This window comes from Croceitalea sp. W27, assembly GCF_055693185.1.
In genome coordinates, this window is record NZ_CM146327.1 from 3684381 (window position 1) to 3708871 (window position 24491).

The following is a 24491-nucleotide window of genomic DNA, read 5'->3' on the forward strand; positions in this document are numbered from 1 at the left end:
ATGTGCTACAAAATTGGAGTTGATGTAGGAGGTACAAATACAGATGCTGTTCTGGTATCTCAAGACAATAAAATTCTTGCGAAGACCAAACAAACTACCACCTTAGACGTAAGTACCGGAATTGCGAATGCGATAAAATTTGTGATTCAAGAGAGTGATGTGCCAAAAGAAAGCATAAAGTATGTCATGTTAGGAACAACACACTGTACCAACGCCTTGGTAGAGCGCAAAGAATTGAACAAAGTTGGAAGTATTCGCATTGGACTGCCCGCTAGTAAGGCAATACCGACGATGACCGATTTTCCTTTAGATTTAAAAAAAGTTCTGGGCAATCATAACTTTTTGGTGCATGGCGGTTATGAATACGATGGCCGACCGATTAGTGAACTTCAAGAGGATGAGGTAAAGGATTGCTTGAATAAAATGAAAGGTATGGTAGAGTCTGTAGCCATTACAGGTATTTTTTCAAAAACTTTACCAGACCAAGAATTACAGGTCGCGGAATGGACCAAAGAAATATTAGGTGATAGTATAAGAATAACATGCTCTCATCAGGTTGGCGGCTTGGGTTTATTAGAACGTGAAAATGCAGCAATTTTGAATGCGGCCTTACAAAAGGTAGCTACAAAAATGGTGAAAGCATTTAAAAATACTATACAAGATTTAGGTCTCACGGCACAATTATTCATTGGTCAAAATGATGGTACTTTAATGTCTTTAGAGCAAGTTAGGGACTTTCCTGTCCTAACAATTTCTTCTGGCCCAACAAATAGTATTCGAGGGGCAGGGGCACTATCTAAAGTCAAAAATGGAGTTGTCATTGACGTTGGAGGTACAACCTCTGATGCCGGTATGTTAGTCGATTTTTTTCCAAGGGAAAGTACACAAGCTGCTCAAATAGGAGGGGTACTGACCAATTTTAGAATGCCAGATATTGTCGCCGTAGGTATTGGTGGAGGTACGATTGTTAGATTTGTGGAAGATGAATGTCAATTAGGGCCCGATTCTGTTGGGTATTTATTGAAAAAGGAAGCATTGGCCTTCGGGGGTAATACCTTGACTTTATCAGATATTTTTATTGCGGAAAATGAAATTCAGATTGATGGCTCGATTGCAATTTCAGATATAAAGAACATGATTGAAAAACAAACTGGGATTCCGTACGATGAAGCCCTTCAAATGATTAAAAAGAGTATTGAAGGCGCCATAGAAAAATTAGTGGATAAACTAAAAACAGATTCAAAAGATATTCCCGTAGTCGCTTGTGGAGGGGGGGCATTTTTGCTTCCTAAAAGTATTGACGGGGCTTCAGAAGTACTTTTCCCAGAACATCTTGAGGTAGCAAACGCTTTCGGCGCTTGCATCGCCCAAATTAGTAGTGAAGAAGAAATGGTTGTAAATACCATGCAAAAAAATGAAGAGATAGCCTTGCAAGAACTTCTTGATAAAGTTACGTTACACTTATTAGCTAAAGGAGCTAAAAAGGAAACCTTGAAGACACTGTCCAAAGAGATAATACCATTGGCATATCTACCTGGTACAGCAAAAGTGAAGGTTAAAATTTGTGGTGACCTAATCGGATTGTAATTTGTTATTCCTTTCGACCTTGCTTTTGTGAATAAGAAAGTTCAGTTAAATAGCAAACCATTCTTCAACGGTTTGCACTATTTTTTCATCTCCGGTTCTATTATGGTCGAACTCATTACTCTTAGGGTTATAGGTATAATCTTTACCTAGCTCCTCAATATTTTCGGCGACTTCTTTTATCGCATCACAAATAAAAAATAATTCCTCGTTTGTGGTAACCGGGTGAAGGGATAAACGAACCCAACCGGGTTTATCCGTTAGGTTCTTATTTTCTATATCGGTAATTATTTGTTTTGAGGTATTCTCATCTAAATTGAAAAGAAAATGACCATAAGTACTCGCACAAGACCATCCGCCGCGAACTTGTATACCATAGATGTCATTAAGTAGACGAACAATAAGATTGTAGTGAATACCATTGATACCGAAAGATACCGCACCAATGCGTTTTTCAGAGTTATCTCCTAATATGAAGAGGTTAGGTATTTTTCTAAGTCTTTCAAAACAAAGCTCCAAAAGTTCTTCTTCGCGTTGTTCGATATTTTTGGTTCCCATTTGCTCTTTCAATCGTATGGCCAATGCAGCACGCATTACCTGTAAAAAGCCGGGAGTTCCTCCATCTTCTTTTGTCTCGATATCCAGATGGTAGCCATAATCCCCTTTTGGGGTTGTCCATTTAACATTGCCTCCCCCGGGGACATCCGGGCAATTGGTATTGTATAATGATTTATTAAAGACCAATACTCCGCAAGTTCCAGGACCTCCAAGAAATTTATGAGGTGAAAAACAAATAGCGTCCAATCGCTCTTCAACATCCTCAGGATGCATATTGATATCTACATAAGGAGCGGAAGCTGCAAAGTCCATGATACAGATACCATCATTTTGATGCATCACTTTCGCCAATTCATGATATGGGGTAATTATTCCAGTTACATTTGAACATGCTGTAAATGCTCCTATTCTGTTGGGTCTGTCCAAATATTTTTTGACCTCTTTGTCAAGGCTCACAGGGCACACGAGATTATTCTTGTCGCAAGGCACGATAACTACGTCTGCAATAGTTTCCATCCAAGGGACATGATTCGAATGATGCTCCATATGCGAGATGAATACCACTGGCCTATCTTTTTCATCTATCTCAATTTTGTTCTTTACGGAATCTGGCCAACGTAGGCCCATAATGCGCTGAAGTCTTGATAAAACTCCTGTCATACCCGTACCTGACGTAACCAATACATCAGTGTCACCTGCATTGACATGTTTTTTGATAATTTCCCTTGCATGCTTATAGGCATACGTAGACGCTTTACCCGTTTCACTTGAAAAGGAATGGGTGTTAGCTACCATTGGACCTATTACATTTCGCATTCTGTCCTCTATCGGGCCATATAACCTTCCACTAGCTATCCAATCGGCATAAAGTAGTTTTTTTGAACCATGAACCGATTCAAACTTAGCATGATCACCAATAATATGCTTTTTGAATTCCTTAAAATGGTTTTCAAGTTCTGTGGAGTTGTCCGTCGGTATAAGGGCATCAACATTCATAGGAAACAGTATTTCTTTTTACCTTTAAGCTTCTACCAATAATTGGTGAAATGACTTAATTTTTTCATCTTCATTAGTTACCTTATTCATACAAGCCTCGATAAACCTCAAGAAGGTTTCTTTCTCTTCTTGGCTAAAACCTTCGGTCAAATACATGATAACAGCAAGGCGTGAAGGTTGGGTTCTGTTCAAAAGTTCAATACCTTCTTTGGTAAGCTCTAACCTTTTCTTTCTTCTATCATTGGCGTCTTCATACTGTCTTACCAGGCTCTTTTCTAATAAAACATTGATAAGATTAGTAATGTTGGCTCTAGACACATTTAAAGAATCTGCCAATTCACTAGCCATTAAGGCCTTTTTATGCTTCTCTCTTTTAAAAAAAGGAAGATTTGGATTATCCGCTAAGTGTAAAAGGATAAGCCACTGTTGGGTTGTTAAACCTACTTTTTGATAAACTTCATCACCAATTTTCTTAAGTTGGTTCGATAAATCAAAAATGCTTAATACAATCGACTCTTCAATACTCTTTTCTATCATAATTTCTTCTTCTTTTGTGGGGATTAATCAGCTGTCAAAAATGAACAATACAAATTAATTTGTAAGCTTTTTAATCACGTTTAACTGTGTTTTTATAAACAATTCTTTTGATGGTTTTTCTTTCACAAAGCTATTCGCAGGGTAATGCGAAAAATTTGTGTAAGAAGGTGCATATAATTCAAAACGCTGTCTTGCGTTATAATTTTGCATTGATACTTTTGAACGGTAGTCACGAAGTGCTCCGATATCTAAATAGCTATTGGCTACCATACTACCTCCTGTTCCTGCTTCTGATAGAACATGACCTTCATAACCGATAACTTTTGAAAGTCCGTCAGTTGCGGCAAAAGGAAAATCAATACCAGAAATACCCGCCGAATTGGAGGATATTACGTAGCACATATTCTCAATAGCTCTCGCTCTTTTGGCAACTTCTTTATGGGTCAGTTGCGGACTGCCAGCTTCTGAGGAAGAGTGCAGAAAAACTTCTGCTCCGCGCATCATAAGGCATCTGGCAATCTCTGGATATAATATTTCTTCTGAGGCAATGCAGGCTAACTTTCCTAATTTGGTATCTACAACGGGAAATAACGCTTCATAACCATAAATCTTTATGTACTCATCCATCACGTCATGAGGAGTGGGTGCGAACATCGAATTTAGCCTTCGGTATTTTAAAATGAGCTCACCTTCATCATCAATGATAAAACTACTTTGAAAATAAAGCTCCGGAAAATTATCATCAAGCTCATAAAAGTTTCCGGAAAGAAAAATAGCTTGTTCGGCACAAAACTCCTTCATCTGCTTAAACAAATCGTCGTCGGTAGATAAGCATGCTTTTTCCTTCCACTGTTCCAAACTTTCCCCAAATGGAAAACTGGTTAAAAAGTATTCAGGCAGAACGACCAATTTTAAATCGGGACCAATAAATGCTTTTGAGCCCTTGGTTTCAGCCAATACTTTTTGCAAAGATTTTTCCATCAATGCATAAGCCGAAAGTCGATTTGCACATTTGTTAATGGCAAAACATTCTGTCTGTAACGCTAAGGCTTTATATCTCTTCATGATTCATTGGGCAAAGTACTAAATAGTTAACTTTGTTAATTGTTTTGTTTAACTGTTTTACGTTTTTAAGGGTCAAATAGGTGTTTTTCGATAAACAAAATAGTTTAGATTTATTCTTTTAAAACAAATTCGAGCACAGTTTTTGGCTCGGATTTTGGAGGTGTTTTTCTTTCAATAATTTGGAAGCTTACACCCGCATTATCTTTTAAAATGAATGATTGCTCACCAAATTCATTTTTTTGGATTATTGTACTTGTAAGATTTTTGTGAGATACAACTAAATCATGTACAAAATTCAATTTAGCGGTGTAAAAAGAATGTAGCGTAATACCTTTTTCACCAATGCGTTGATTTTCAGTTTTATTGGTTTTAGCTCCTCTTGGAATAAAGAATTTTAGTTTTCCGCAAATGTTGTTTGGTGAAACAAAACCTTGATACCAATGACTATAGCCAGGTTCCATTTGAAAGACTCTTTTTGGTCCTATTAACCAGTCACCATCAACCACGGGTTTAGCTTCTGCTTTTAAACCAAGTGCTGTTGTCAAATAAGACATTTGTTCCATGTCTTTAGCATTAATAATAAAGTCATGATGGGTAAACTCACTGGTTTTAAGTTTTGAGTCTAAACTGATGGTGCCATACCCAGGAATTTTATACCCGTAGCGTTGAAAGAAAATATGATTAAAAAACTCACCGTACACCGCATTTTCTCTAACCAGAACAGGTCTATCGAAAAAGTTTTTCTCTCCTGTATTCAATCCAAAAAGGTCATCTGCTATGGGTTCCGTAGACAACCAAGGTTTTTTTCCAGTTTCGCGGGCAGTTTTATAGATATCATGTAACCTAAAAATATCATTGGTCATCATAACTGCTATTCGCGACCCGATAGTTTCTACAGGAGCATAGCCAACCCCGTCACCTAAAGGTTTTTCCCATTCCAAAATCCTTAAAAGACCATGGCTATCGACTGTTCCATTCTGCAGGCGATACGACCTTAATTTAGAATTTACACCATAAATTGTTAGTGCTTCTTTTGTAGAAATAGTTGCGCTATCAATTACTTGAAAACCGTACTCTGCAAAGTATTTTTTTGCATACGCTGCATCATCAGTACCCAACATTACCTCATAAACACCACTTATGCCGGTATCAGGAATATCCTGAGCCTTGACTGCCGAGAAAGCCAGCAGTACTTGTAAGCAAGATGAAATGAGAATTAATCGTGCCATGGATTTAAATTGATAGAATCAGTTTACCAAAGTTATCTCCTGTAAAAAGCATTTCTAAGGTTGAGAAATAATTTTCTAAGCCTTGAACGACATGTTCTTTTACATTTATCTTCCCTTCTGCAATCCAGCCCGCGATTTCATTAGCCGCTGCAGGCCATTCTTTTACGAAGTCGAAAACAATTATGCCCGTCATATAACCACGTGCAGTAACAATTTTCATGTAATTCGAAGGCCCTTGAATATTGGCCATATCATTATATTGTGAAATAGCCCCACAAATTACAACACGGGCACCTTGGCCTAAATTGGCCAAAGCCGTATTCAGGGTATCACCACCAACATTGTCATAGAAAATATGAATTCCGTTTGGTGCATATTCTTTCAGTTTTGCGTCAAGATTTTCAGTTTTATAGTTGATGGCATAATCGAACCCGCATTCATCGATCAAGAACTTACATTTGGCATCGCTTCCGGCCGAACCAATAACGGTACATCCTTTAATTTTAGCTATTTGCCCTACTGTGGAGCCCACCACACCCGACGCGGCAGAAATATATACTATATCACCCTTTTTAGGCTCTCCTTTTCGTAGAAGTCCAAAGTAGGCCGTCATACCTGGCATACCCAATACTCCAAGATGATGGGTTAGTTTACTTTTTGAAACATCGATTATTCGAATACCCTGTCCGTTTGAAATAGCATGTGATTGTGCCCCTAGCATACCTTCAACGTAGTCTCCGACCTTAAAATCACTATTTTTAGACTTAATAATTTTGCCTGCCGAAAAGCTGCGCATTACCGTTCCTAGTTCTATGCCTTTAATGTATGTTGTTCCAGCATTCATCCATCCTCGAATGGCAGGATCCATGGATAATGCCTCAATTGCTACAAGAAACTCCCCATCATTTAACTCTCGTATTTCTTCAGTTTTTAAACCGAAATTGCTTTCTTGTATGGCGCCTGAAGGTCTACTTTCTAGAGTTACTAGTGTATTGGTCATCACAATTATTATTTTACTTAAAAGTAATCAAAATTAGTTAATATTATGAATAATTAACTATATTAACTAATTATTTAAAACAAAGACCGTGAATTTTGCAAGATTTGTAGAAGTAAATCAACAAAAGCTTCATTTTTATACCCTAGGGCAAGGACCAGCATTGGTAATGCTCCATCCTTCACCAAGCACAGGTGAATCCTTGCTTCCTTTAGCGGAACATCTGGCCTCTAAATACATGGTTTTTTGTATTGATACTCCTGGCTATGGCAAATCGGACCCTTTTATCGAAACCCCTAAGAGTTTAACGGACTATACTTCCTTTTTGCATTTGGCCTTTGATAAATTGGGATTAAAAAAATTCTCCATCTATGGTTCTGCAACAGGTGCGCAACTAGCTATTCGATATGGATTGGAATATCCCGATGCGGTTTCCCATATTTTTTTGGATAACGCTGCCCATTTTGATGATAAACTGGCCGATAAGATTTTAGAACACTATTTTCCTGACTTGACACCTCGATTAGATGGGAGTCATTTAGCAGATATATGGAATATTGTGTCTAAGCTATTTCAATATTTTCCTTGGTGTTTCACCACTGAGGAATACGCTTTGAATCGTCCGCAGATGCCTCCCTTTGTATTACAAATGATAGCTATGGATTACTTGAAAGCCGGCAGTACTTATGATATAGCTTATAGGTTGGCTTTTCAACATGAACGGGCGAAGTATGTGGAACAATTAAAAGTACCTACCACTATTTTTAGATGGAATAACAGTATCATAACAAAATATGTTGATGCATTGTTGAATCACAACTTCGAGAAACATATAAAAGCTTTTATGATTGAGGGCGATGCAACCGAACGCACAGAAAAAATGGTTGCTTTTATGGAAGAAAAAACTTCAGGTCATGAAATTACTGATGTCAATGATTTTGTGATTAATAATTATGAAAAAGTACACTTGGATTACAATAAGCCAAATAGTAGTGCCCCAGAAGTAAAATCAAACGGAAAACATTTGCAAGATGCATGGAATTATCTGATTAAAAATAACCCTAATGAAACTGCGGCAAGCATTCAAAACTACTTGGTGGATTGGTATTCAAATAATTAAACTATAAATGAGAAAAGCAGCAATACTTATTATACTGGCGGTACTGGCCTTTAGTTGTAAAGAGGTAAAAAAGGAAAAAGCAATAGCTCTCAAGGATAATAAAAGTCTAGTGGGCCATTGGGATAATTTTCAACAGTATTGGCTTGAAAATACGGACACCGATATACATCGAGTTGAGACCGATGACAAGCACCGCCATTTATCCCTTCGTATTGATGAAGATAATGAGGGGGACTTTTACGTGGAATTGCGCGAAGGTCGAAACGGGCAACATCTCGTAGAAAAAATGACCCTTACCAAAGTCGATTTATCCGGACCTGATTTCAAGATAGATGGTGACACCCTATTTGTGTCAGGAAGAAAACAGTTCGAAAATAAAGAGCCTTACAAATTTATTCGCGACCGAAAATTTTCTGGTTGGATAGAAGTTCCGTTGCCGCAATATGGAGATAGTATTTACAGAGAATCTAATCTTGAAATTGGAGACCAAGGGGGCATGGCGGAGTTAAATATTGAAGGGGTTCAATATACAGCAGAATTAACGCAATTGCTTTTTGGGCATAAATTGCCTATTATGAAATTGGCTATCTATGATATGCCAATGGACAGTATTGAAATTAATAGCCAATCGATAAGTTATACTTGGCTAAACCCAAGTGCCAAGAGAACTGGAATTAATCTAAGAAAGGTTATTACTGGCTGGACCTTTATAGAACCTGGTTTTATAAATTCAGATAATACCAAGTTTAAAAAAAAGTAGTATGATAAAGACACAATATCAAGCCAAAGACAGCCATGTTGTTATTGTTGGGGCCAATAGTGGTATTGGTCAAACTTTAATCAAGACTTTAGTTGCAAGTGGAGCTACTGTTTACGGTATTGACATTCAAGAAAGATACCTGTCTTCTGTCTTAAAAATTGATTCATATTTTAAGGCAAACCCAATGGACATAGAGGCATTACAGCAAGTTTGTGATAAAATCAAAACATATACATCTTCTATTTCCGGTTTGGTGAATCTTTCGGGTACCATAAAGCAATTCAAACCCATATCGAATCTTGATATCGCCGATTGGAACGAAACCTATAACATCAGCTTTCAAAGTTGTTTTAATTCTTGTAAAGTATTTGGAGAATTATTGAAAAACGGTGAAGCCCCTTCTATTGTAAATATGTCATCAGGATTGGCTTTCATAGGACAAAAAAATTATGGTCCATATAGCGCCGGTAAAGCTTCCGTCATCAGTTTAAGTAAAACCTTAGCTGCGGAATTAGCACCTGAAGTTAGGGTGAATAGTGTAGCTCCGGGCGCTGTAAATACCAACTTTATTTATAAGGAAGATGGTTCTACACGCTTTGATAAAGAGCAGTATATGAAAAAGGTTCCTTTAGCCAGTATAGCAAAACCCGAAGAGGTCAGTTCAGTTATCTTATTTTTGCTGAGTGATGGCGCTTCTCATTTGACGGGGCAGTGTATTCATGTAAATGGAGGTGCGAGTATGCATTAAAAGTTCAAACTCAAGAATCAAAATCAAGCTCAAGTTTAAAACTCCTAACTCCTGATTTCTTTAACCCATCGTGCCTTTCACAAGACCACCATCTACCGTTAGGGTTTGACCTGTAATATAACCACTCATTGGTGAAAGTAACCAAACAGCCAAAGAGGCAAAATCTTGAGGATTTCCGATTTGCTTTACAGCCGTTTGGTCAGAAAAAGTTTTTCGAATCTCTTCTTCAGGAATGCCTTTTAACTCGCTATTTTTTGCGAACAGATTTTCCATTCGTTGCGTTGCATGGTAACCCGGGCCTAGTATATTCAGAGTTACTCCTGAACCACCAATTTCTTGAGAGAGGGTTTTTACATACCCAGTTACCGCTAATCGCATGGCATTGCTCAACACTAAATTTTCTACAGGTTGTTTGGTGGAGACACTTTCAATGTAGAGCAATCGTCCATAACCATTATCCATCATTTTAGGTAATAGTGCTTGAGTCAAAGCAATTTTCCATCGAACAACCGTTTTGTAAGCTTCATCCCAATCGGAAAGGGTAGTTTCCATAACAGGCATTGCCGGTGGCCCCCCGGAATTTATCACTGCGCCGGTCAAAATTCGATTTTCCAATTGTTGTAAAACTTTATCCAAAACTGCTTCTTTTGAAAGGTCACCAGTAATAATTTCGATGCCATTGTGAATTTTTTTTAAGGCTTCAAGTTTTTGTTGTGTCCGGGCAACCGCTATAACTTGGGCTCCCTCCGCAACTAATTGCTCTAAAATAGCTTTACCAAGTCCGCTAGTGGCCCCACCCACTAAAAAAAGTTTGTCGGTTAAATGTAGATTCATGCTTTTTCTTCTTTTACAATCATTCTTTTGTAAATATAGATAACTCCCACGGCAAACAAGCTCATTACAACTCCATAGACTCCTGGAGTGGCTGCCATTTCAGGACTATTCAATAATCCGGGTGACATTGCTAGGGTCATCCCTAAAACGTTGTTTTGCATGCCGCTTTCTATAGAAATAGTAGCTGATTGCTTGGTAGATAATTTCAAGGATCTTGCGCTAAAAAAACCAATACCCAAGGTGAAGAAGTTAAGCAACACAACACTCAAAAATGTGGCTTTCAAAAAAGACCAACTGTCTCCGATTTCTTCTAATTTTAGAACCATAAAAATCAAAGCAAGCACAATTACGGTAATCGAACCCCATTTAATGGCCGGTTTGCTTTTTTCAGCTGTAGCTGGAAATTTGTAATTGATAAACATGCCTAAGAAAACAGGTAAAGCCGTTAGCTTAAAAATATTGAGTATCGTCTTTCCTAATGGTAATTGAATGCTTTTGGAAGCTTCCCCAAGTATTGCATCCAAAGAAAAATTGATAATTAATGGAATAGTGAAAATGGTTATGATACTGCTAATTGCAGTCAATGTAATAGATAGTGCCGTATCTCCTTTTGATAAATAGGAGAACAAATTGGAAACCGCTCCACCAGGACTGCAGGCACATACCATTAATCCCATAGCAATCATAGGTTCCATGGGTACTACTAATACAATTCCGTAAGCGATGAGTGGAACTAAAATAATTTGATTAATTAGTCCTGTGAAAACTGCTTTTGGTGCAACACCAACTCTTGTAAAATCAGGAATAGTCAATGTCATTCCCATGCCAAACATTACCAAAAAAAGGAGAATTTGGAGAATGGTGGGAATGTAAGCTGATAAGAATTCGGTCATTTAGTATCGGTTTACTTTTGGCTTTTCCAAGCATTGAGGATATTCTTGGCCGAGGTAGACCAAACATCAGGATGGCCGCCCAACTTTTCAAGAACACGTTCAAGATACTGAATACGATGGGGTTGCCCTAATACCCATGGATGAATATTTAACGCCAATATGCGTCCGCCACCAGTATTACTTTCTTTTAATAAGAATTCAAATGCATCTTCTACCTGGTCGGCCCAGTCTTCTGAAGAATGTAAATTGTTGTTAATAATAAAATAGTCATCTAATTCGGTGGGTAATGGCATGGCCGTTAAAGTCCCATTTTTAGTTTTAAAATCATAGGGCATGTCATCGTTTACCCAATCACAGAAATATTCAATTCCGTTTGCTGCAAGAATATCTGGAGTATTTTCAGATTCATTTTTAGCGGGACTAATCCATCCTTTGATATCCTGCCCCGTTAGGTTGCGAAGTCCTTCTAAGGATTTTTTTACAAGTTCTTTTTCTTCGGATACATCCTGTCCTCCGTAGTGCAACTTATCCATATTGTACCCATGGCACATGATTTCATCACCACGTTCTTTGATGGTATTTACCAAATAAGGGATGCGTTCTGCCAACCTTGTATTCATAGCAAACGTGGGCGTGACATTGTATGTGTCAAAAGCTTTCAAAAATCGATAAATACCTACCCGATTACCATAATCACGCAAACTGTAATGCCTTAAATCGGGATAGGGTTTCGTCATTCCACCAGGAACTTTAAACGGAATCCCTTTTTGATTTAAGGGAAAAAATTGCAATCCTACATTAACCCAAAGCGCCACTTTCTTTCCGTCAGGCCATTGCACTGCTTTTCTATCTTGCAACATTGACCACTCGTAACGGTCATGGTCCATTCCGTAGGAACGCTCGGGGTATTTTAGATAATCTTCGTTAAGCGTTGCCATATTTCTTGTTTTTAGTTTCGATATCTGCTAACGCTTTATCATAATAATTATCCAAAAAGTACTGTGCGATTTCTTTTCCGGTGGTTACCCAAACATCGGAATGCCCAGTAATGTATTCGAGCGCCTCTTCATAAGCTTTGATTCTATGGGCATTGCTTACCTGATAGTTATGGGTGGGAATACACATAATCGTTCCGCTTTCAGCACCTTCAGCATATAACCTGTCAAAGTTGTCTTTGAGCTCTTTGCCATACCTTCTAGGGGTAATTTTCTGCACGAGATAGGCAATAGTGTCGTTCATTTCTAAAGAATAGGGAATCGAAGCAAACCTCTTCCCACTTCTTAAATGAATCGGCGTTGGTTGGTCATCATGGAATAAATCGCAGGAGTAAATTCCAGCTTCATTTCCAAACAATTCAGTGCCTACTTCCGCAAAAAGGTCAAGCGTGTTTTCGGAATGTGAAAGGGCGGGAGCAAGGTACCCGGCACACTTTTGCCCCGTATGTTTGTAAATGGTTTCAATAGAATCTTTAATCATTTCCCGTTCTTGGGCTTCGGTCATTCCATAGGTATAGCGAGTGTTGTAAATACCATGACTGAAGAATTCCCAATCACGTTCTTTGCACATTTCAATAATCTCAGGATGATGGTCGCATAAAGCTGTCGATAAAGAGATGGAACCTCGAATACCATATTTTTCAAGCAGTTCCATTTGGCGCACATGGCCCACACGATTTCCCCAGTCACGGCTGGTATATCCTGGTAAAGCGGGACTAGGCTGTGACCAAGGTTTTCGAAAAGGATTGTCTGGCGGATTCAACTCATAAAACTCAATATTCGGTGCTACCCAAAAGGCAACCTTAGCACCATTTGGCCATTCAATCTTTGGTCGATTTTCATAAGGCCAATAATCATAATATCCTGGGTCTTCTTTCATGGAAAATGACATTTGTTATCATTCCCGCCCTTCGTCTTCGCTCAGGATAAACTCCGGTGGGAATCTTTAATTTTTTATTTATTCTGTCAGTTCGAGCGGAGTCGAGAACACTTCAAGAGGTTAGACAGGATTGCATCTCGACTCCGCTCGATGTGACAGTTAAGATTAGCAATTATCCAACCACTCAAAAACCTCTTTTACTTCCATCACATCGCAATACTTCAAAGATAAATCTGTCAAGTTTGCATAGTGATAGCTTTCATGTTTATCGGCCACACATTCCTCAGGAATGATAGTGCGATACCCCCTCGAAAGCGAATCAACTCCAGCGGCACGAACACAGCCCGAAGTTGAACCTCCGGTCAAAATTACCGTGTCTACTTGATGCCACACTAAAAGCGATTGCAGAGGTGTTTCAAAGAAGGGAGAAGGCATTTTCTTTTCATAAAAAACATCCATAGAACGGTCTAAAATCAAGCGGTCGTCTAACTCGGAACGCTCTGAACCGAATTTGATATTTTGTAAGCTATCCGGTGTATCGGTTCTTGTTCCCCAAATACCTGCATCGGCCGCTGTGTCCATATAAGCGACATTCGTCCAAACTACAGGCCAACCTAAAGCTCGAAATTTAGCAGCTAGTTCGTTTACATAATCCAGTTGTTTTGGGTCAGCTTCATAGGCCGTTTTAAAAAGGTCGGTTCTTGTGTAGGCTTTTTGAATATCAATATTCACCAGAGCTGCTTTTTTGCCAAATCCGAATCGCTTTCGTGCTGGATTCGCTTTTACTTCAAAATAAAGTTCTTTGGCGGTTTTATCTGTTGTTTGCATTTTTTTAATTGATAGGGTGATTTAAATCATTTTTTCTGGTTGGTTGGGATAATAAAGTATAGGTCGACTACTTGTAGAACTCACTTTGACTTATTTCTAAATAGATACCACTAGGGTCGAACATAGAGGAGGAACGCAACTGTATTTTTTTTCCATCTGCTCCCGGTACGGTCCAGTTGGCAGGCGGTGTTACCACGGTTGCTCCAGCTGCAATAGCTTTATTATAAATATCATCAATATTTGTAGTATTTATAACTACTAATGGTTCTCCAACTCTGATTTTAGTCCGCTTTGTAACCAAACCGGTATCAAAAGGAGCATCAGTATAATGTATGAATCCGAGTTTGCCCAAAGCAGGGTCTGCAGATTCAAGTATTATTACCCTTGTTTCAGCAAGATGGGGAGCACCTGAGGGCGGAAATCGCTCATCACAATGAACAATATCGTCATACCAAACTTTCCACTGGAATACATCAATATAAAATTGAGCTGCTACCTCGGCGTCTGGAACCACAAATGTGGCTCTTCTCAAAATACTTCTAGTTGTTTCTTCTTTTTGTTCCATACATGAGTTGGATTATTGTTAATGCCAATAGAAAGTTACTATTTGCACTAGTTCTTTTTTCTTTCTTTAATTTTAGAGGACTGCATTGAGATGATTTTCCAAGCATCTTCATGTTTTGTCCATACCACTGTTAAACGAAACCTACCTTTATCATAATCCTTATACTTCCGTTCATTGATATAATTGGTCAATACAACATCATCCGAAATATGCACGAATTCAATATCTGAACTTTCATAGCTTTCAAAAGTGTTTTTGATATTTACTAAGGCCACATCCTTTTTATATTTTTTTCCGCTTTGCGAAGTCAGTATCAATTGAGGGTGATACAGCTCAGAAGCCAAGTCTACATCACTATTCAAATGTGCAGTGCGAAGATGTTCAATTTGCTTTAAAATAGCATCCTGTTCTTTTTCAGTTGTCTCTTGGGATAAGAGCGAAGCATTCCCAACAAAGAATAACAAAATAACCAGAAACCTCATTTTATAATGTTTAATTTAGACAATTACTCTGTTTTTATAATTCCCGCAGCGACCATTTTCGCAATAGCATCATCATCGATATTCAATTCTTTTAAAACTTCCGAGGTATGTTCTCCGATTTTGGGAGGGTCCATTCGAATGCCAGAACGTGTTCCTTTATATTCTAATGGAAATTTAGGAAGTTTTGTTGTTTTTCCATCCGGCATAGTGACATTCAAAAGACTGTCTCCTTCGTTAAGTTGAACATCGTCGAACAAATCTTCGGGCTGGCTTATTGGTGCAAACGGAATATGACCTTTATCACATCGGTCGATGATTTCTTGTTTTGTAAATGCTTTAAAACGTTCATCAAGTGCTGGCAAAAACCAATCACGTTCATCAATGCGTTTGTTGTTCGTTTCAAGGCGTTCATCGCCGCCCCAATCACTCCATTCAAATACCTCACATAATCTGGCCCAATGTTTTTCACTAATGATACCCACAAAAACTTTACTATTATCTTTGGTATCAAATACTTTGTAAATAGACCATGCGCTTACACGGGAGGGCATGGGTGGAATCTCATAATCTATCTGTGAAGCATAGGCCATATGCTGCCCCATTAGAAAAGCGCAGGTTTCGAAAAGTGCCGATTTTACAAAGCCACCCTCGCCTGTTTTTTCACGCTCATAAAGGGCTTGAAGAATGCCGATGTAACCAAACATTCCGCCCGTGATATCAATAACGGAAGTCCCGGCGCGCAGAGGGTCTCCCTCACGACCGGTCATATATGCAAGGCCGCCCATCATTTGAACAACTTCATCCATGGCATGTCTTTTCTCATAAGGACCGCTCAAAAATCCTTTTAATGAACAGTAAATAAGTTTGTTGTTCAGGGTTTTGAGTTTTTCGTAGCCAAGACCAAGCCTATCCATCGTACCTGGGCCAAAATTCTCAACCACAATATCATATTCCTTCACTAAGTCATAAATCAGTTGAATACCTTCCTCCGATTTCAAATCAACCGCTAAACTCTTTTTATTCCGATTGTAAAACCAAAAATATCCTGTGCCAAAACCTTTTAATCTTCGTGTATTGTCTCCTTTTGTAGGTTCAACATGAACAACGTCGGCACCCATATCGGCCAACAACAAACCAGTACAAGGGCCCATTACGGCGTGGGTGAATTCTAATACTTTTAAACCTTTCAGAGGGGCACTATGCATTTTCAGTTGTTTTAATAGATTCGTATACTTTTTTTGGTTGGACCTCCAATTCAGTTTTGAACGTACTGTTCCATCGATTGAGAAACCCGAATAGTGAGATGACGCCCATAATCTCTACAATGGCTGCATCACAAAAATGTTTTTTCAATTCATCAAAGTCTTTGTCTGACGTTTGATTAGGAACCATACTTGATTTTAAAGCCAGATTTAAGGCTGCTTTTTCTTTTTTGGAAAACAAGGATGATGTTTGAAAATTCCAAATGGACTTCATTTTTTCTTCGGAAACGCCATTTTTTTCAGCACTAAAGGCTGTATGCGCACTGCAATATTCGCAACCTGCAGATAGGCTTGCAATATGACCAATCATTCGCTTTAAACCTTGATTTACATAACCTTCGTCATAAACAGCTTTGGCCAAACTAAAAAAGGAAATCAATAGGTTTGGTTTGTGCGCCATGAGCAGTCCATCGTTGGGTTGAAAACCCATCCATTTTTCGGCTTGTTCAAACAGTGGGGCTAACTCACTGGTTTGGTAATCTGAAATTGGCGCAATTCTGCTCATGATTAAAGGGAGTAATCTCCATATTTGGTTAGGTAATTCACCAAGCCTCCTTCTCCTAAGATATTAATCATAATATCAGGAAGTTTGGTAGCAGTATAAGTAACACCTGCCGTTAAATCTTTTACGATACCGGCTTTTAAATCAATATCGAGCTCGGCTCCTTTCTGAATGTTATGGTCTGCGATTTCCAAAACGGGAAGTCCAATATTAATGGCATTTCTAAAAAAAATACGCGCAAAATCCTTGGCGATAACCACAGAAACTCCTGACTTTTTTAAAGCCAAGGGGGCTTGTTCTCTTGAAGAACCACAACCAAAATTGATACCTGCAACCAGAATGTCTCCTTGTTGTACAATCTTATTGAAATTAGGGTCTAAATCTTCCAAAACATGGTTGGCCAAAGTAGTCATGTCCAATGTTTTGGTATATTTTCCTGGGATGATACGGTCAGTATCGATATGGTCACCATACACATGCGCCTTTGCTTTGATATTTGTTTGTACTCCACTCATCTTACACCAAGTATTTTTTAGGATTCACAATTTGTCCTTCTAAAGCGGATGCCGCAACTGTTGAAGGCGCTCCCAAGTAAATGTTGGAATTGGGATTCCCCATTCGTCCTCTGAAATTCCGATTCGCTGCCGATATCACAACTTCGCCATCTGCAGGAACACCTTGATGTGTGCCAACGCAAGGTCCGCAGCCGGAAGTAATTAATGAAGCTCCTGCTTCAATCAATGTGCTCATTGTTCCATTACTGATAGCATCCAACAAAACACTTTGAGAGGCGGGTGCAATGACCATTCGAACATCAGGATGTATTTTCTTTCCTTTTAAGATTTCCGCAGCAATATCCAAATCTTCCAATCGACCATTACAACAGGTACCTATAAAAGCGTAGTTAATTTTGGTGCCTTCATAATTGGAGATGTTATGCACGTTATCCGGAGATTCTGGTGCGCTTACTTGTGGCTCTAATTCTGAGACATCAAAGTCGAAGGTTTTTATATAATTGGCATCTTCATCGGGAGTAATCGCTTCAAAATCATAATCCAATTCCAACCCTTTCGGATGAACAATGCCTGTTTTAGCTCCCATTTCGGATGACATATTTGCAATAGTCATTCGGCTTGCTAAGCTCAGTCCTTCAAAAGCTTCCCCCGTAAATTCAATGGCCTGATAGGTAGCTCCTGAAACGGTTACTTTTCCAACTAAAAAGAGAATCAAATCTTTTGCGGTCACACCTTCTTGCAACTTTCCAGAGCAATTGATTTGAATCGTTTGCGGGACTTTCAACCAAATTTTTCCAGTCATCATAGTTGCTGCCAAATCCGTAGAACCTACTCCACAGGCAAAGGCATTTAATGCGCCGTAAGTCGGTGTGTGTGAATCTGCACCAATAAAAATATCCCCTGGTTTTACATAGGCATTTTCGACCATCACTTGGTGGCAAATACCCTCTCCAATTTCAAACAAACGCATGCCCTGCTCTTTGGCAAAGTCGCGCATCATTTTATGCAAATTGGCAATTCTTTCGTTAGGTGATGGCGCAGCATGGTCGATAATCAACGCACACTTATCCGGATTAAAAACTTTTTTTCCACCCATTTCATGAAAGGCTTTGATAGTCAAAGGACCAGTAGTGTCACTTGCCATACAACCATCTACCTCACTAACCACGAGTTCGCCAGCATAAACTTTTTTGCCAACGTGATTTGATATAATTTTTTCTGAAATTGTCTGTCCCATTAAATCATCTTAATATCATCTTTATCAACTAATTGGTACAATTGTCCGGGAAGTTTATGTCCCAAAGTCGTTTCCAATTCTCTACTTATTTCGGCTATTTTATGGATATCCAATCCGGTTTCATATCCCATTTGATGCGCTGTATGGGCGGTATCTTCCGTCGCGATATTGCCGGTGGCGCTTTTTATAAAAGGGCAGCCGCCCAAACCGCCAAAAGCAGTATCAAAAATGCGGACTCCAGCTTCGGTGGCTGCATAGAAATTGGAATAGCCCTTATTTTCAGTGTTATGTAAGTGTAGAATCACAGGAATGTCTCCTGCTTTTTCCACAACTTTTTGCATCAATTCACCCAGTTGTTTGGGATTGCCCATTCCTGTAGAATCAGCAAGCGCCAATTCATCTATTCCGGCATCCAAATGATGGTCTACCATATCCAGAACATGGTCTGAATCAATATGTCCCTCATAGCGACATCCAAAAGCACATTGAATTCCCCCACGAACTGTAATTCCGTTGGATTTAGAAAGTTGTACCATTTCTTTGAAGGCACTTTTTGCTTCGTCTAGGGTTAAGCGAGCGTTTTTTTGACTATGCGTATTGCTAGCGGAAATTGAACAAGCCAAATGGTCCAGTCCTGCAGCAATACCTCGTTCCACACCTTTTAAATTTAGGACCAAGCCGCTATAAATAACACCTTCTTTCTTATTCAATTGCTCACAGATTGCCTCTGCATCCGCCATTTGAGGTACCAATCTTGGGTGAACAAAGGATGCAACTTGAATGCGTTTGATGCCAGCAGCAACCAAGCGGTCAACATATTCCAACTTTTTTATGGTAGGTATAACTTGGTCCAAGGTTTGAAAACCGTCTCTTAAGCCTTGTTCTTCGAGTATTACCTTCATTGTTCTTTTGGTTTAAAGAAGTACCGGTTAGGTGCTCCCAAAAATATCTATCTTAACTTATCAAAAACTAAAAATACAAAAAAAGTTAATATAATTAATGATTAATATAGTTAACTATTTTTTGTAACTTTGAAAGAAGCGTTTTAAAGCATCGAACACCAAGATATGAAGGTTAGAAATCCGAGAACAGGCCAATATGATTATGAGTTGTTGGTAGATACACCAAAAATGGTTGAGAATAAGGTAGGTGAAATTCGCGTAGCTCAAAAGGCATGGCAAAAATGCACCATAGAGGAGCGGGTATCTGTATTGCAAAAGTGGCTGAGTAGCTTTACCCAATTTCAGGGAGAAATTGCAGAGCTGCTGGCAATCGATACAGCTCGCAAACGAATTGCCAAAGTAGAGACGGGAGGTATCATTGGTTTGATGCAAGCGTGGAGCTATCGCGCCCCGCAGCTGTATAATCCGCCGGCAGAACGACCCTCTGCTTCTGCCACTACTGTGCAGATAGGTCAGCAATGGGTCCCTTATGGTGTTGTGGGTGTTATAAGTCCATGGAACTTTCCTTTATTATTGGCATTAATCGATACCATTCCTGCCTTACTTGCAGGTTGCGGTGTATTATTGAAACCAAGTGAGGTTACCCCTCGTTTTATGGATGGACTTGAAAAGAGTATTGCTGCAGTTCCTGAATTGGCGGCGGTATTAAAACTGGTGCGTGGTGGGGCAGAAGCAGGTAAAGCTGTAGTAAACAATGTAGATGCGATTTGCTTTACGGGCAGTGTTCCTACTGGAAAGAAAATTGGAGCAGCCTGTGCCGAGCGTTTTATTCCCGCTTTTTTAGAGCTTGGTGGAAAAGATCCGGCAATTGTTTTAGAAGATGCAGATTTAGAAGTGGCCACTGATGCAATTCTGAGAAGTTGTGTAGGAGCTACGGGGCAAGCTTGTCAGTCTTTGGAGCGCATTTACGTTCACGAAAACATCCATGACCTCTTTGTAGAAATAATTACCCAAAAGGCAAAAGCGGTTACTTTAACTACCAATCCTGAAAAAGGGCAAATGGGTCCGCTTATTTTTGAGAAACAGGCCGAAAAAATTCAGGAGCAAATTGATGATGCCGTGACCAAAGGAGCAACTATTCTTTGTGGCGGAAAGGTCGAAAACATAGACGGAGGACTTTGGTGTGCTCCTACAGTACTGACCAATGTTAACCATGATATGGAAGTCATGGTAGATGAAACCTTTGGCCCGCTTATTCCCATTATGTCTTTTAGCACAGAAGAGCAGGCTTTGGAATGGGCCAATGACAGTATTTTTGGCTTGTCAGCTTCTGTTTTCTCAAAAGACAGAGATAAAGCTATTGAAATTGCCTCCCAGATTGAAGCTGGTGCCATCAGTATCAATGATGGTAGTTTGACAAACAAAGTCTACGATGCCGAGAAGAACTCTTTTAAAGAATCGGGTATCAATGGTTCCCGTATGGGCGATGCTGGTTTTTTGCGCTTTTTTAGAAAGAAAGCCTTGTTGATACAAACTGCCCATCCTGAGACGATGGCCAATTTTGAGGAGAAAAATACCTAAAAAGTTCCAATGTTTTAATTCAAATTCGCAACAATGAAAAATATAGTCTTAATAGTCATATTAACTTGCCTATTTTCAACCTATGTTTTCTCTCAATTTGTCCCGGCCCCTTGGCCTGACAAAGAACCTAAGTTTGAGTCTGCATTTTTTATGCGAGCTGGGGTTACGGTGCGAGATATAGATGAAAGTCTTTTGCTATATCGAGATATACTGGGTATGAAGGTTCTTATCGATAGAAAGGGTATGTTCGATTCTAGATTGCCCGACTTTTCTGGATTAGCAAAGGGCGAGACAATTCGACTAACCGTTCTTGCTCCGCAAAATAATGGTAAGGCTTTTGTAAATGCAGGATATATTGCCTTATCTGAAATCAGTGATGCTACGGGTAAGCGTCTACCCGCCAAAGCAAATGTCAAAACTTCCGGATCTGAACCAGGTTCTATAATGCTTCAATTTTTGGTTGATGATACAAAACCAATTCATAAAAAAATTGTGGATTTAGGTTACGAAATCATTTCTGCTCCTTCAGAAAAACCTGATGGTACATGGAGTGAGCTTTTGGTTAGGGATCCGAATGGAATTCGTTTATGGATTACCGATAGGTATGGTCGAACCATCTTTTTAGAAAAAAGTGATGACTAATATGAAAGCTGTTATTTCGATTTTTGCTGGGGTGCTAATCTTTAAAATTGGGTACGGACAAAGCACCTTTCTTTTTTCCGATTACTACCCGATTGCCGACCAAAATGAATGGCGATATACCGCTCCCGAGGACTGGAAAGATGGTGATTATATATCTAAGATTGAAGAAAAGGCAGATAGATTTGCGGTGTTATTTGATAAAATTGAAAGGGAAGACGGAAGCGATTTATTTTCAATACCAAAAACAGCAAAGATTTATCGCCATTATGATGCGACCAAAGCATCCAAATTACTATCAGTAAGTGAAAGCGGTATTTCTTATCATGGAGAAACTTTTGCAAGTGATGGCAGTATAGCAGTTTTTGAGAAACCTTTTATTTGGTTTGCCAAAGATGAAGAAATTGGAAGTGATTTAGAAATAACACGGAGATACACCCGATATCTTAAGGATGGTACACAACTAAAAGGAACTTTTGAAATGACACAAAAAATTGTCAAAAAAGAAGATGTAGAAGTTCCTGCTGGAAAGTTTAAAAACTGCCTGAGAGTGGAATTTGATACGTATTGGGATTTAAGTGATGGTATAGAGGCTAAGTCAATAAACGTTTACCATTATGCCAAAAATGTCGGCGTAGTGAAAGCATCGGCACGTTTTATAATTATCAAGAATGGAATTGAAATCATAAACAGGTTGGTTGAACCTGATTTAAAGAGTTACCAACTTTACTAAAATACCCTCTTATAATTCAACGACAACCTTACCACAACTTTTTCCTGCCAGCAGGTATTCTGAAGCTTCCACAATTGCCTCGATTCCTTGAAACTTTTTTGGGTCTACCTTTACTTGCAATTCTCTTTTTTGATATTGCTTAAATAATATGTTTCTCGCTTCTGGATGCTGGTCTTTGTACAAATGATTCATAAAACATCGAACGGAAGCTCCTTTCCAATAGATACTTTCATAAACTCTAGGGGCATTTATTTTTTCAAACGAACCTTCGTTTATCTCGGTTGCAAGTCCGCTAACTACTAATCTACCTAAGGGGGCTAAATTTTTTAGAAAAGCATCGAACATATGTCTACCAACGGAATCAAAGGCAGCATCGATTTTAGAAGCGTACTCGGTACTTAAAACGGTATGGATATTTTCTTTTCTATGGTTGATAATACGGTCGCAACAATTTAGGCTTTGTAATAAAGTTTCTTTCTCTTTAGTGCCACATATGGCCACCACATGACAATCTTTCTGCTTGGCCAGTTGCACTACGATATGACCTAAACCTCCAGCTGCAGCAGAGACCACAATAGTTTCTTTCGGTTTGAGTTCGGCAACATTTTTTAAACCTAAATAAGCGGAAACCCCTGTTGGATTGATTGTAAGGTATTCGGGGGTTGCTTCCGGAATAGCTATAGCTTCATCGGCATCGAGCACTTGAAATTCTTTATACGCCGTACCCACTTTTACGGTAGAAATAGCATCTCCGATAGCGAAGTTATTTACCAGGCTGCCTGTTTCAATTATTTCTCCAACAGCTTCAACCCCAAAAACATATGGAAATTTCACGTTAATGTAGGGTACTTTACCGCGATATAGTTCACGGTCGTAAAGTGCATTGATACCTACATATTTATTTTTGACTAAGATTTGATTTTCCGAAATTTTAGGCAATTCGGTTGTAAGAATACTGGTCGCAGCACGGATATCATCAGAAAAAGAAGAAATCACAAGTTGTTTGTTTGTGCCCATAGTATTAAGTATTGGCAATCTTAACAAGCTGTTTCCCTTTGTTTTTGCCCTCAAAAAGGCGATTTAAGGCGGTTGGCATATTTTCAAGACCTTCAAGCATATCTTCTTGATAGGTTAGCTTGCCTTCAGAAATCCATTGGGCTATTTCTTTTTCAGCCATATCAAATTGGTCTTCAAAGTCGTAGATAAAAAAACCATTCATCTGGGCTCTATTCAATCCTAATTTATGCCAATTTTTTAGTGCATATTCAGAGTTGTCCTGTTGCTTTTCATATTGTGAAATACGTCCGCAAAGTACTACTCGGGCATAACGTCTAATTTTGCTCAAAGCGATATCCAATATTTCGGCACCCACATTGTCAAAATATAGATCTATTCCTTCGGGGAAAAAATGATCGATTCGCTCACCTACATTTTCTTTTTTGTAATTAATGGCTCCATGGTACCCGAGTTTTTCGGTCAACAGTCGACATTTTTCGTCAGTACTGGCCAAACCGACAGCACGCGCACCTTTTATTTTGGCTAGGTTGCCTACATTAGAGCCTACGCCACCTGTAGCTGCAGAAACCAAAACGTTGTCATCAGCTTTTAATTTACCTACATGATAGAGCCCAAAATAAGAGGTGAATCCTGTCATACCCAAGACACCAAGGGCGGTGGAATAGGGTAGGCTCCTTTGTTTTACCTTATACATCATATGGTAAGGGGTCCCATCGCAAATTTTATATTCTTGCCAACCACATTTGCCTTGTACAATATCACCGATTTCGAAATCAGCATTTTTACTCTCAATTACTTCTCCTACGCCACGACCTCTCATTGTTTCTCCGAACTGCAAAGGAGCTTCAATGCCTGCGCCATCTTGCATATAAAATTTCATTACGGGAGCAACGGATAGAAACAATACTTTAATTAAAAATTCCCCCTCCTTTAGCGTTGGAAGCTCCACTTCCTCCAACCTAAAGTCGGTTTGCTTTATCAAAAGCCCCTCTGGGCGACCTGCTAGTACTAGTCGTTTGTTTTTCATAAGAT

The 24491-nt window shown here is 39.1% G+C and carries 26 protein-coding genes; 7 read left to right on the forward strand and 19 right to left on the reverse strand.

Annotation, left to right across the window (positions count from 1 at the left end; all coding sequences use genetic code 11):
* Window positions 1-1587, forward strand: a complete 1587-nt coding sequence (locus tag ACZ1GR_RS16790) for a hydantoinase/oxoprolinase N-terminal domain-containing protein (RefSeq protein ID WP_377768213.1) — start codon at window positions 1-3, stop codon at window positions 1585-1587.
* Between the two features lie 45 nt (window positions 1588-1632).
* Here the strand turns inward: ACZ1GR_RS16790 and ACZ1GR_RS16795 are convergent, their stop codons facing one another.
* The 5 genes from ACZ1GR_RS16795 to ACZ1GR_RS16815 form a co-directional block, all read right to left on the reverse strand.
* Entirely contained in the window at window positions 1633-3138 is a 1506-nt protein-coding gene (locus ACZ1GR_RS16795) for an aminotransferase class V-fold PLP-dependent enzyme (RefSeq protein WP_472609997.1), read from the reverse strand.
* A gap of 24 nt (window positions 3139-3162) precedes the next feature.
* Complete coding sequence (locus ACZ1GR_RS16800) at window positions 3163-3675, reverse strand: MarR family winged helix-turn-helix transcriptional regulator (protein WP_472609998.1); 513 nt, start codon at window positions 3673-3675, stop codon at window positions 3163-3165.
* Between the two features lie 54 nt (window positions 3676-3729).
* Complete coding sequence (locus ACZ1GR_RS16805) at window positions 3730-4740, reverse strand: nitrilase-related carbon-nitrogen hydrolase (protein WP_472609999.1); 1011 nt, start codon at window positions 4738-4740, stop codon at window positions 3730-3732.
* Between the two features lie 110 nt (window positions 4741-4850).
* Complete coding sequence (locus ACZ1GR_RS16810) at window positions 4851-5969, reverse strand: hypothetical protein (RefSeq protein ID WP_472610000.1); 1119 nt, start codon at window positions 5967-5969, stop codon at window positions 4851-4853.
* A 4-nt stretch (window positions 5970-5973) separates the two neighbouring features.
* On the reverse strand, window positions 5974-6969 hold the full coding sequence (locus ACZ1GR_RS16815; RefSeq protein ID WP_472610001.1) for an NADP-dependent oxidoreductase: 996 nt from the start codon (window positions 6967-6969) through the stop codon (window positions 5974-5976).
* 88 nt (window positions 6970-7057) lie between these two features.
* On the opposite strand from ACZ1GR_RS16815, the gene ACZ1GR_RS16820 reads away from it, so the two are divergent.
* From ACZ1GR_RS16820 to ACZ1GR_RS16830, 3 genes are read left to right on the forward strand one after another with little or no spacing between them, the layout of a single operon-like run.
* Window positions 7058-8086 (forward strand): alpha/beta fold hydrolase, encoded by a 1029-nt coding sequence (locus tag ACZ1GR_RS16820; protein WP_472610002.1) that lies wholly within the window; start codon window positions 7058-7060, stop codon window positions 8084-8086.
* Window positions 8087-8093: 7 nt separating this feature from the next.
* Window positions 8094-8846: a hypothetical protein gene (locus ACZ1GR_RS16825; protein WP_472610003.1), complete on the forward strand. Its 753-nt coding sequence runs from the start codon at window positions 8094-8096 to the stop codon at window positions 8844-8846.
* Between the two features lies 1 nt (window position 8847).
* On the forward strand, window positions 8848-9594 hold the full coding sequence (locus ACZ1GR_RS16830) for an SDR family NAD(P)-dependent oxidoreductase (RefSeq protein ID WP_472610004.1): 747 nt from the start codon (window positions 8848-8850) through the stop codon (window positions 9592-9594).
* Between the two features lie 60 nt (window positions 9595-9654).
* Here the strand turns inward: ACZ1GR_RS16830 and ACZ1GR_RS16835 are convergent, their stop codons facing one another.
* The 12 genes from ACZ1GR_RS16835 to ACZ1GR_RS16890 all read right to left on the reverse strand — a co-directional run bounded on the left by ACZ1GR_RS16835 (window position 9655) and on the right by ACZ1GR_RS16890 (window position 19489).
* Window positions 9655-10428 carry an SDR family oxidoreductase gene (locus ACZ1GR_RS16835; protein ID WP_472610005.1) on the reverse strand — a complete coding sequence of 258 codons (774 nt, stop codon included), beginning with the start codon at window positions 10426-10428 and terminating at the stop codon, window positions 9655-9657.
* Entirely contained in the window at window positions 10425-11321 is an 897-nt protein-coding gene (locus ACZ1GR_RS16840; RefSeq protein ID WP_472610006.1) for a bile acid:sodium symporter family protein, read from the reverse strand. Before ACZ1GR_RS16840 ends, ACZ1GR_RS16835 begins: the two co-directional genes overlap by 4 nt.
* 11 nt (window positions 11322-11332) lie before the next feature.
* On the reverse strand, window positions 11333-12259 hold the full coding sequence (locus ACZ1GR_RS16845) for a polysaccharide deacetylase family protein (protein WP_472610007.1): 927 nt from the start codon (window positions 12257-12259) through the stop codon (window positions 11333-11335).
* Complete coding sequence (locus tag ACZ1GR_RS16850; protein ID WP_472610008.1) at window positions 12246-13196, reverse strand: polysaccharide deacetylase family protein; 951 nt, start codon at window positions 13194-13196, stop codon at window positions 12246-12248. Before ACZ1GR_RS16850 ends, ACZ1GR_RS16845 begins: the two co-directional genes overlap by 14 nt.
* A 165-nt stretch (window positions 13197-13361) precedes the next feature.
* Entirely contained in the window at window positions 13362-14024 is a 663-nt protein-coding gene (locus ACZ1GR_RS16855) for an isochorismatase family protein (RefSeq protein WP_472610009.1), read from the reverse strand.
* Between the two features lie 67 nt (window positions 14025-14091).
* Window positions 14092-14589: a VOC family protein gene (locus ACZ1GR_RS16860; protein ID WP_472610010.1), complete on the reverse strand. Its 498-nt coding sequence runs from the start codon at window positions 14587-14589 to the stop codon at window positions 14092-14094.
* 47 nt (window positions 14590-14636) lie between these two features.
* The gene (locus ACZ1GR_RS16865) at window positions 14637-15071 is read right to left on the reverse strand and encodes a nuclear transport factor 2 family protein (RefSeq protein ID WP_472610011.1); all 435 of its coding nucleotides are present in this window, start codon (window positions 15069-15071) and stop codon (window positions 14637-14639) included.
* A gap of 23 nt (window positions 15072-15094) precedes the next feature.
* On the reverse strand, window positions 15095-16276 hold the full coding sequence (locus ACZ1GR_RS16870; RefSeq protein ID WP_472610012.1) for a CaiB/BaiF CoA transferase family protein: 1182 nt from the start codon (window positions 16274-16276) through the stop codon (window positions 15095-15097).
* On the reverse strand, window positions 16269-16838 hold the full coding sequence (locus tag ACZ1GR_RS16875) for a carboxymuconolactone decarboxylase family protein (protein WP_472610013.1): 570 nt from the start codon (window positions 16836-16838) through the stop codon (window positions 16269-16271). The genes ACZ1GR_RS16870 and ACZ1GR_RS16875 overlap by 8 nt, the downstream gene beginning before the upstream one ends.
* 2 nt (window positions 16839-16840) lie before the next feature.
* On the reverse strand, window positions 16841-17350 hold the full coding sequence (locus ACZ1GR_RS16880) for a 3-isopropylmalate dehydratase small subunit (protein ID WP_472610014.1): 510 nt from the start codon (window positions 17348-17350) through the stop codon (window positions 16841-16843).
* 1 nt (window position 17351) lies between these two features.
* The gene (locus tag ACZ1GR_RS16885) at window positions 17352-18587 is read right to left on the reverse strand and encodes a 3-isopropylmalate dehydratase large subunit (protein ID WP_472610015.1); all 1236 of its coding nucleotides are present in this window, start codon (window positions 18585-18587) and stop codon (window positions 17352-17354) included.
* Window positions 18587-19489, reverse strand: coding sequence for a hydroxymethylglutaryl-CoA lyase (locus tag ACZ1GR_RS16890; protein WP_472610016.1), 903 nt, complete (start codon window positions 19487-19489; stop codon window positions 18587-18589). Before ACZ1GR_RS16890 ends, ACZ1GR_RS16885 begins: the two co-directional genes overlap by 1 nt.
* Window positions 19490-19654: 165 nt before the next feature.
* On the opposite strand from ACZ1GR_RS16890, the gene ACZ1GR_RS16895 reads away from it, so the two are divergent.
* The 3 genes from ACZ1GR_RS16895 to ACZ1GR_RS16905 are packed head-to-tail and all read left to right on the forward strand — an operon-like array spanning window position 19655 to window position 22442.
* Complete coding sequence (locus ACZ1GR_RS16895) at window positions 19655-21070, forward strand: aldehyde dehydrogenase family protein (RefSeq protein WP_472610017.1); 1416 nt, start codon at window positions 19655-19657, stop codon at window positions 21068-21070.
* Window positions 21071-21103: 33 nt separating this feature from the next.
* Window positions 21104-21712 (forward strand): VOC family protein, encoded by a 609-nt coding sequence (locus tag ACZ1GR_RS16900; RefSeq protein WP_472610018.1) that lies wholly within the window; start codon window positions 21104-21106, stop codon window positions 21710-21712.
* Between the two features lies 1 nt (window position 21713).
* Window positions 21714-22442: a hypothetical protein gene (locus ACZ1GR_RS16905; protein WP_472610019.1), complete on the forward strand. Its 729-nt coding sequence runs from the start codon at window positions 21714-21716 to the stop codon at window positions 22440-22442.
* Window positions 22443-22451: 9 nt separating this feature from the next.
* Here ACZ1GR_RS16905 and ACZ1GR_RS16910 read toward each other — a convergent pair whose 3' ends face one another.
* Window positions 22452-23459, reverse strand: coding sequence for a zinc-binding dehydrogenase (locus ACZ1GR_RS16910; RefSeq protein WP_472610020.1), 1008 nt, complete (start codon window positions 23457-23459; stop codon window positions 22452-22454).
* 4 nt (window positions 23460-23463) lie between these two features.
* Entirely contained in the window at window positions 23464-24486 is a 1023-nt protein-coding gene (locus tag ACZ1GR_RS16915; protein WP_472610021.1) for an NADP-dependent oxidoreductase, read from the reverse strand.
* Between the last annotated feature and the right edge of the window lie 5 nt (window positions 24487-24491).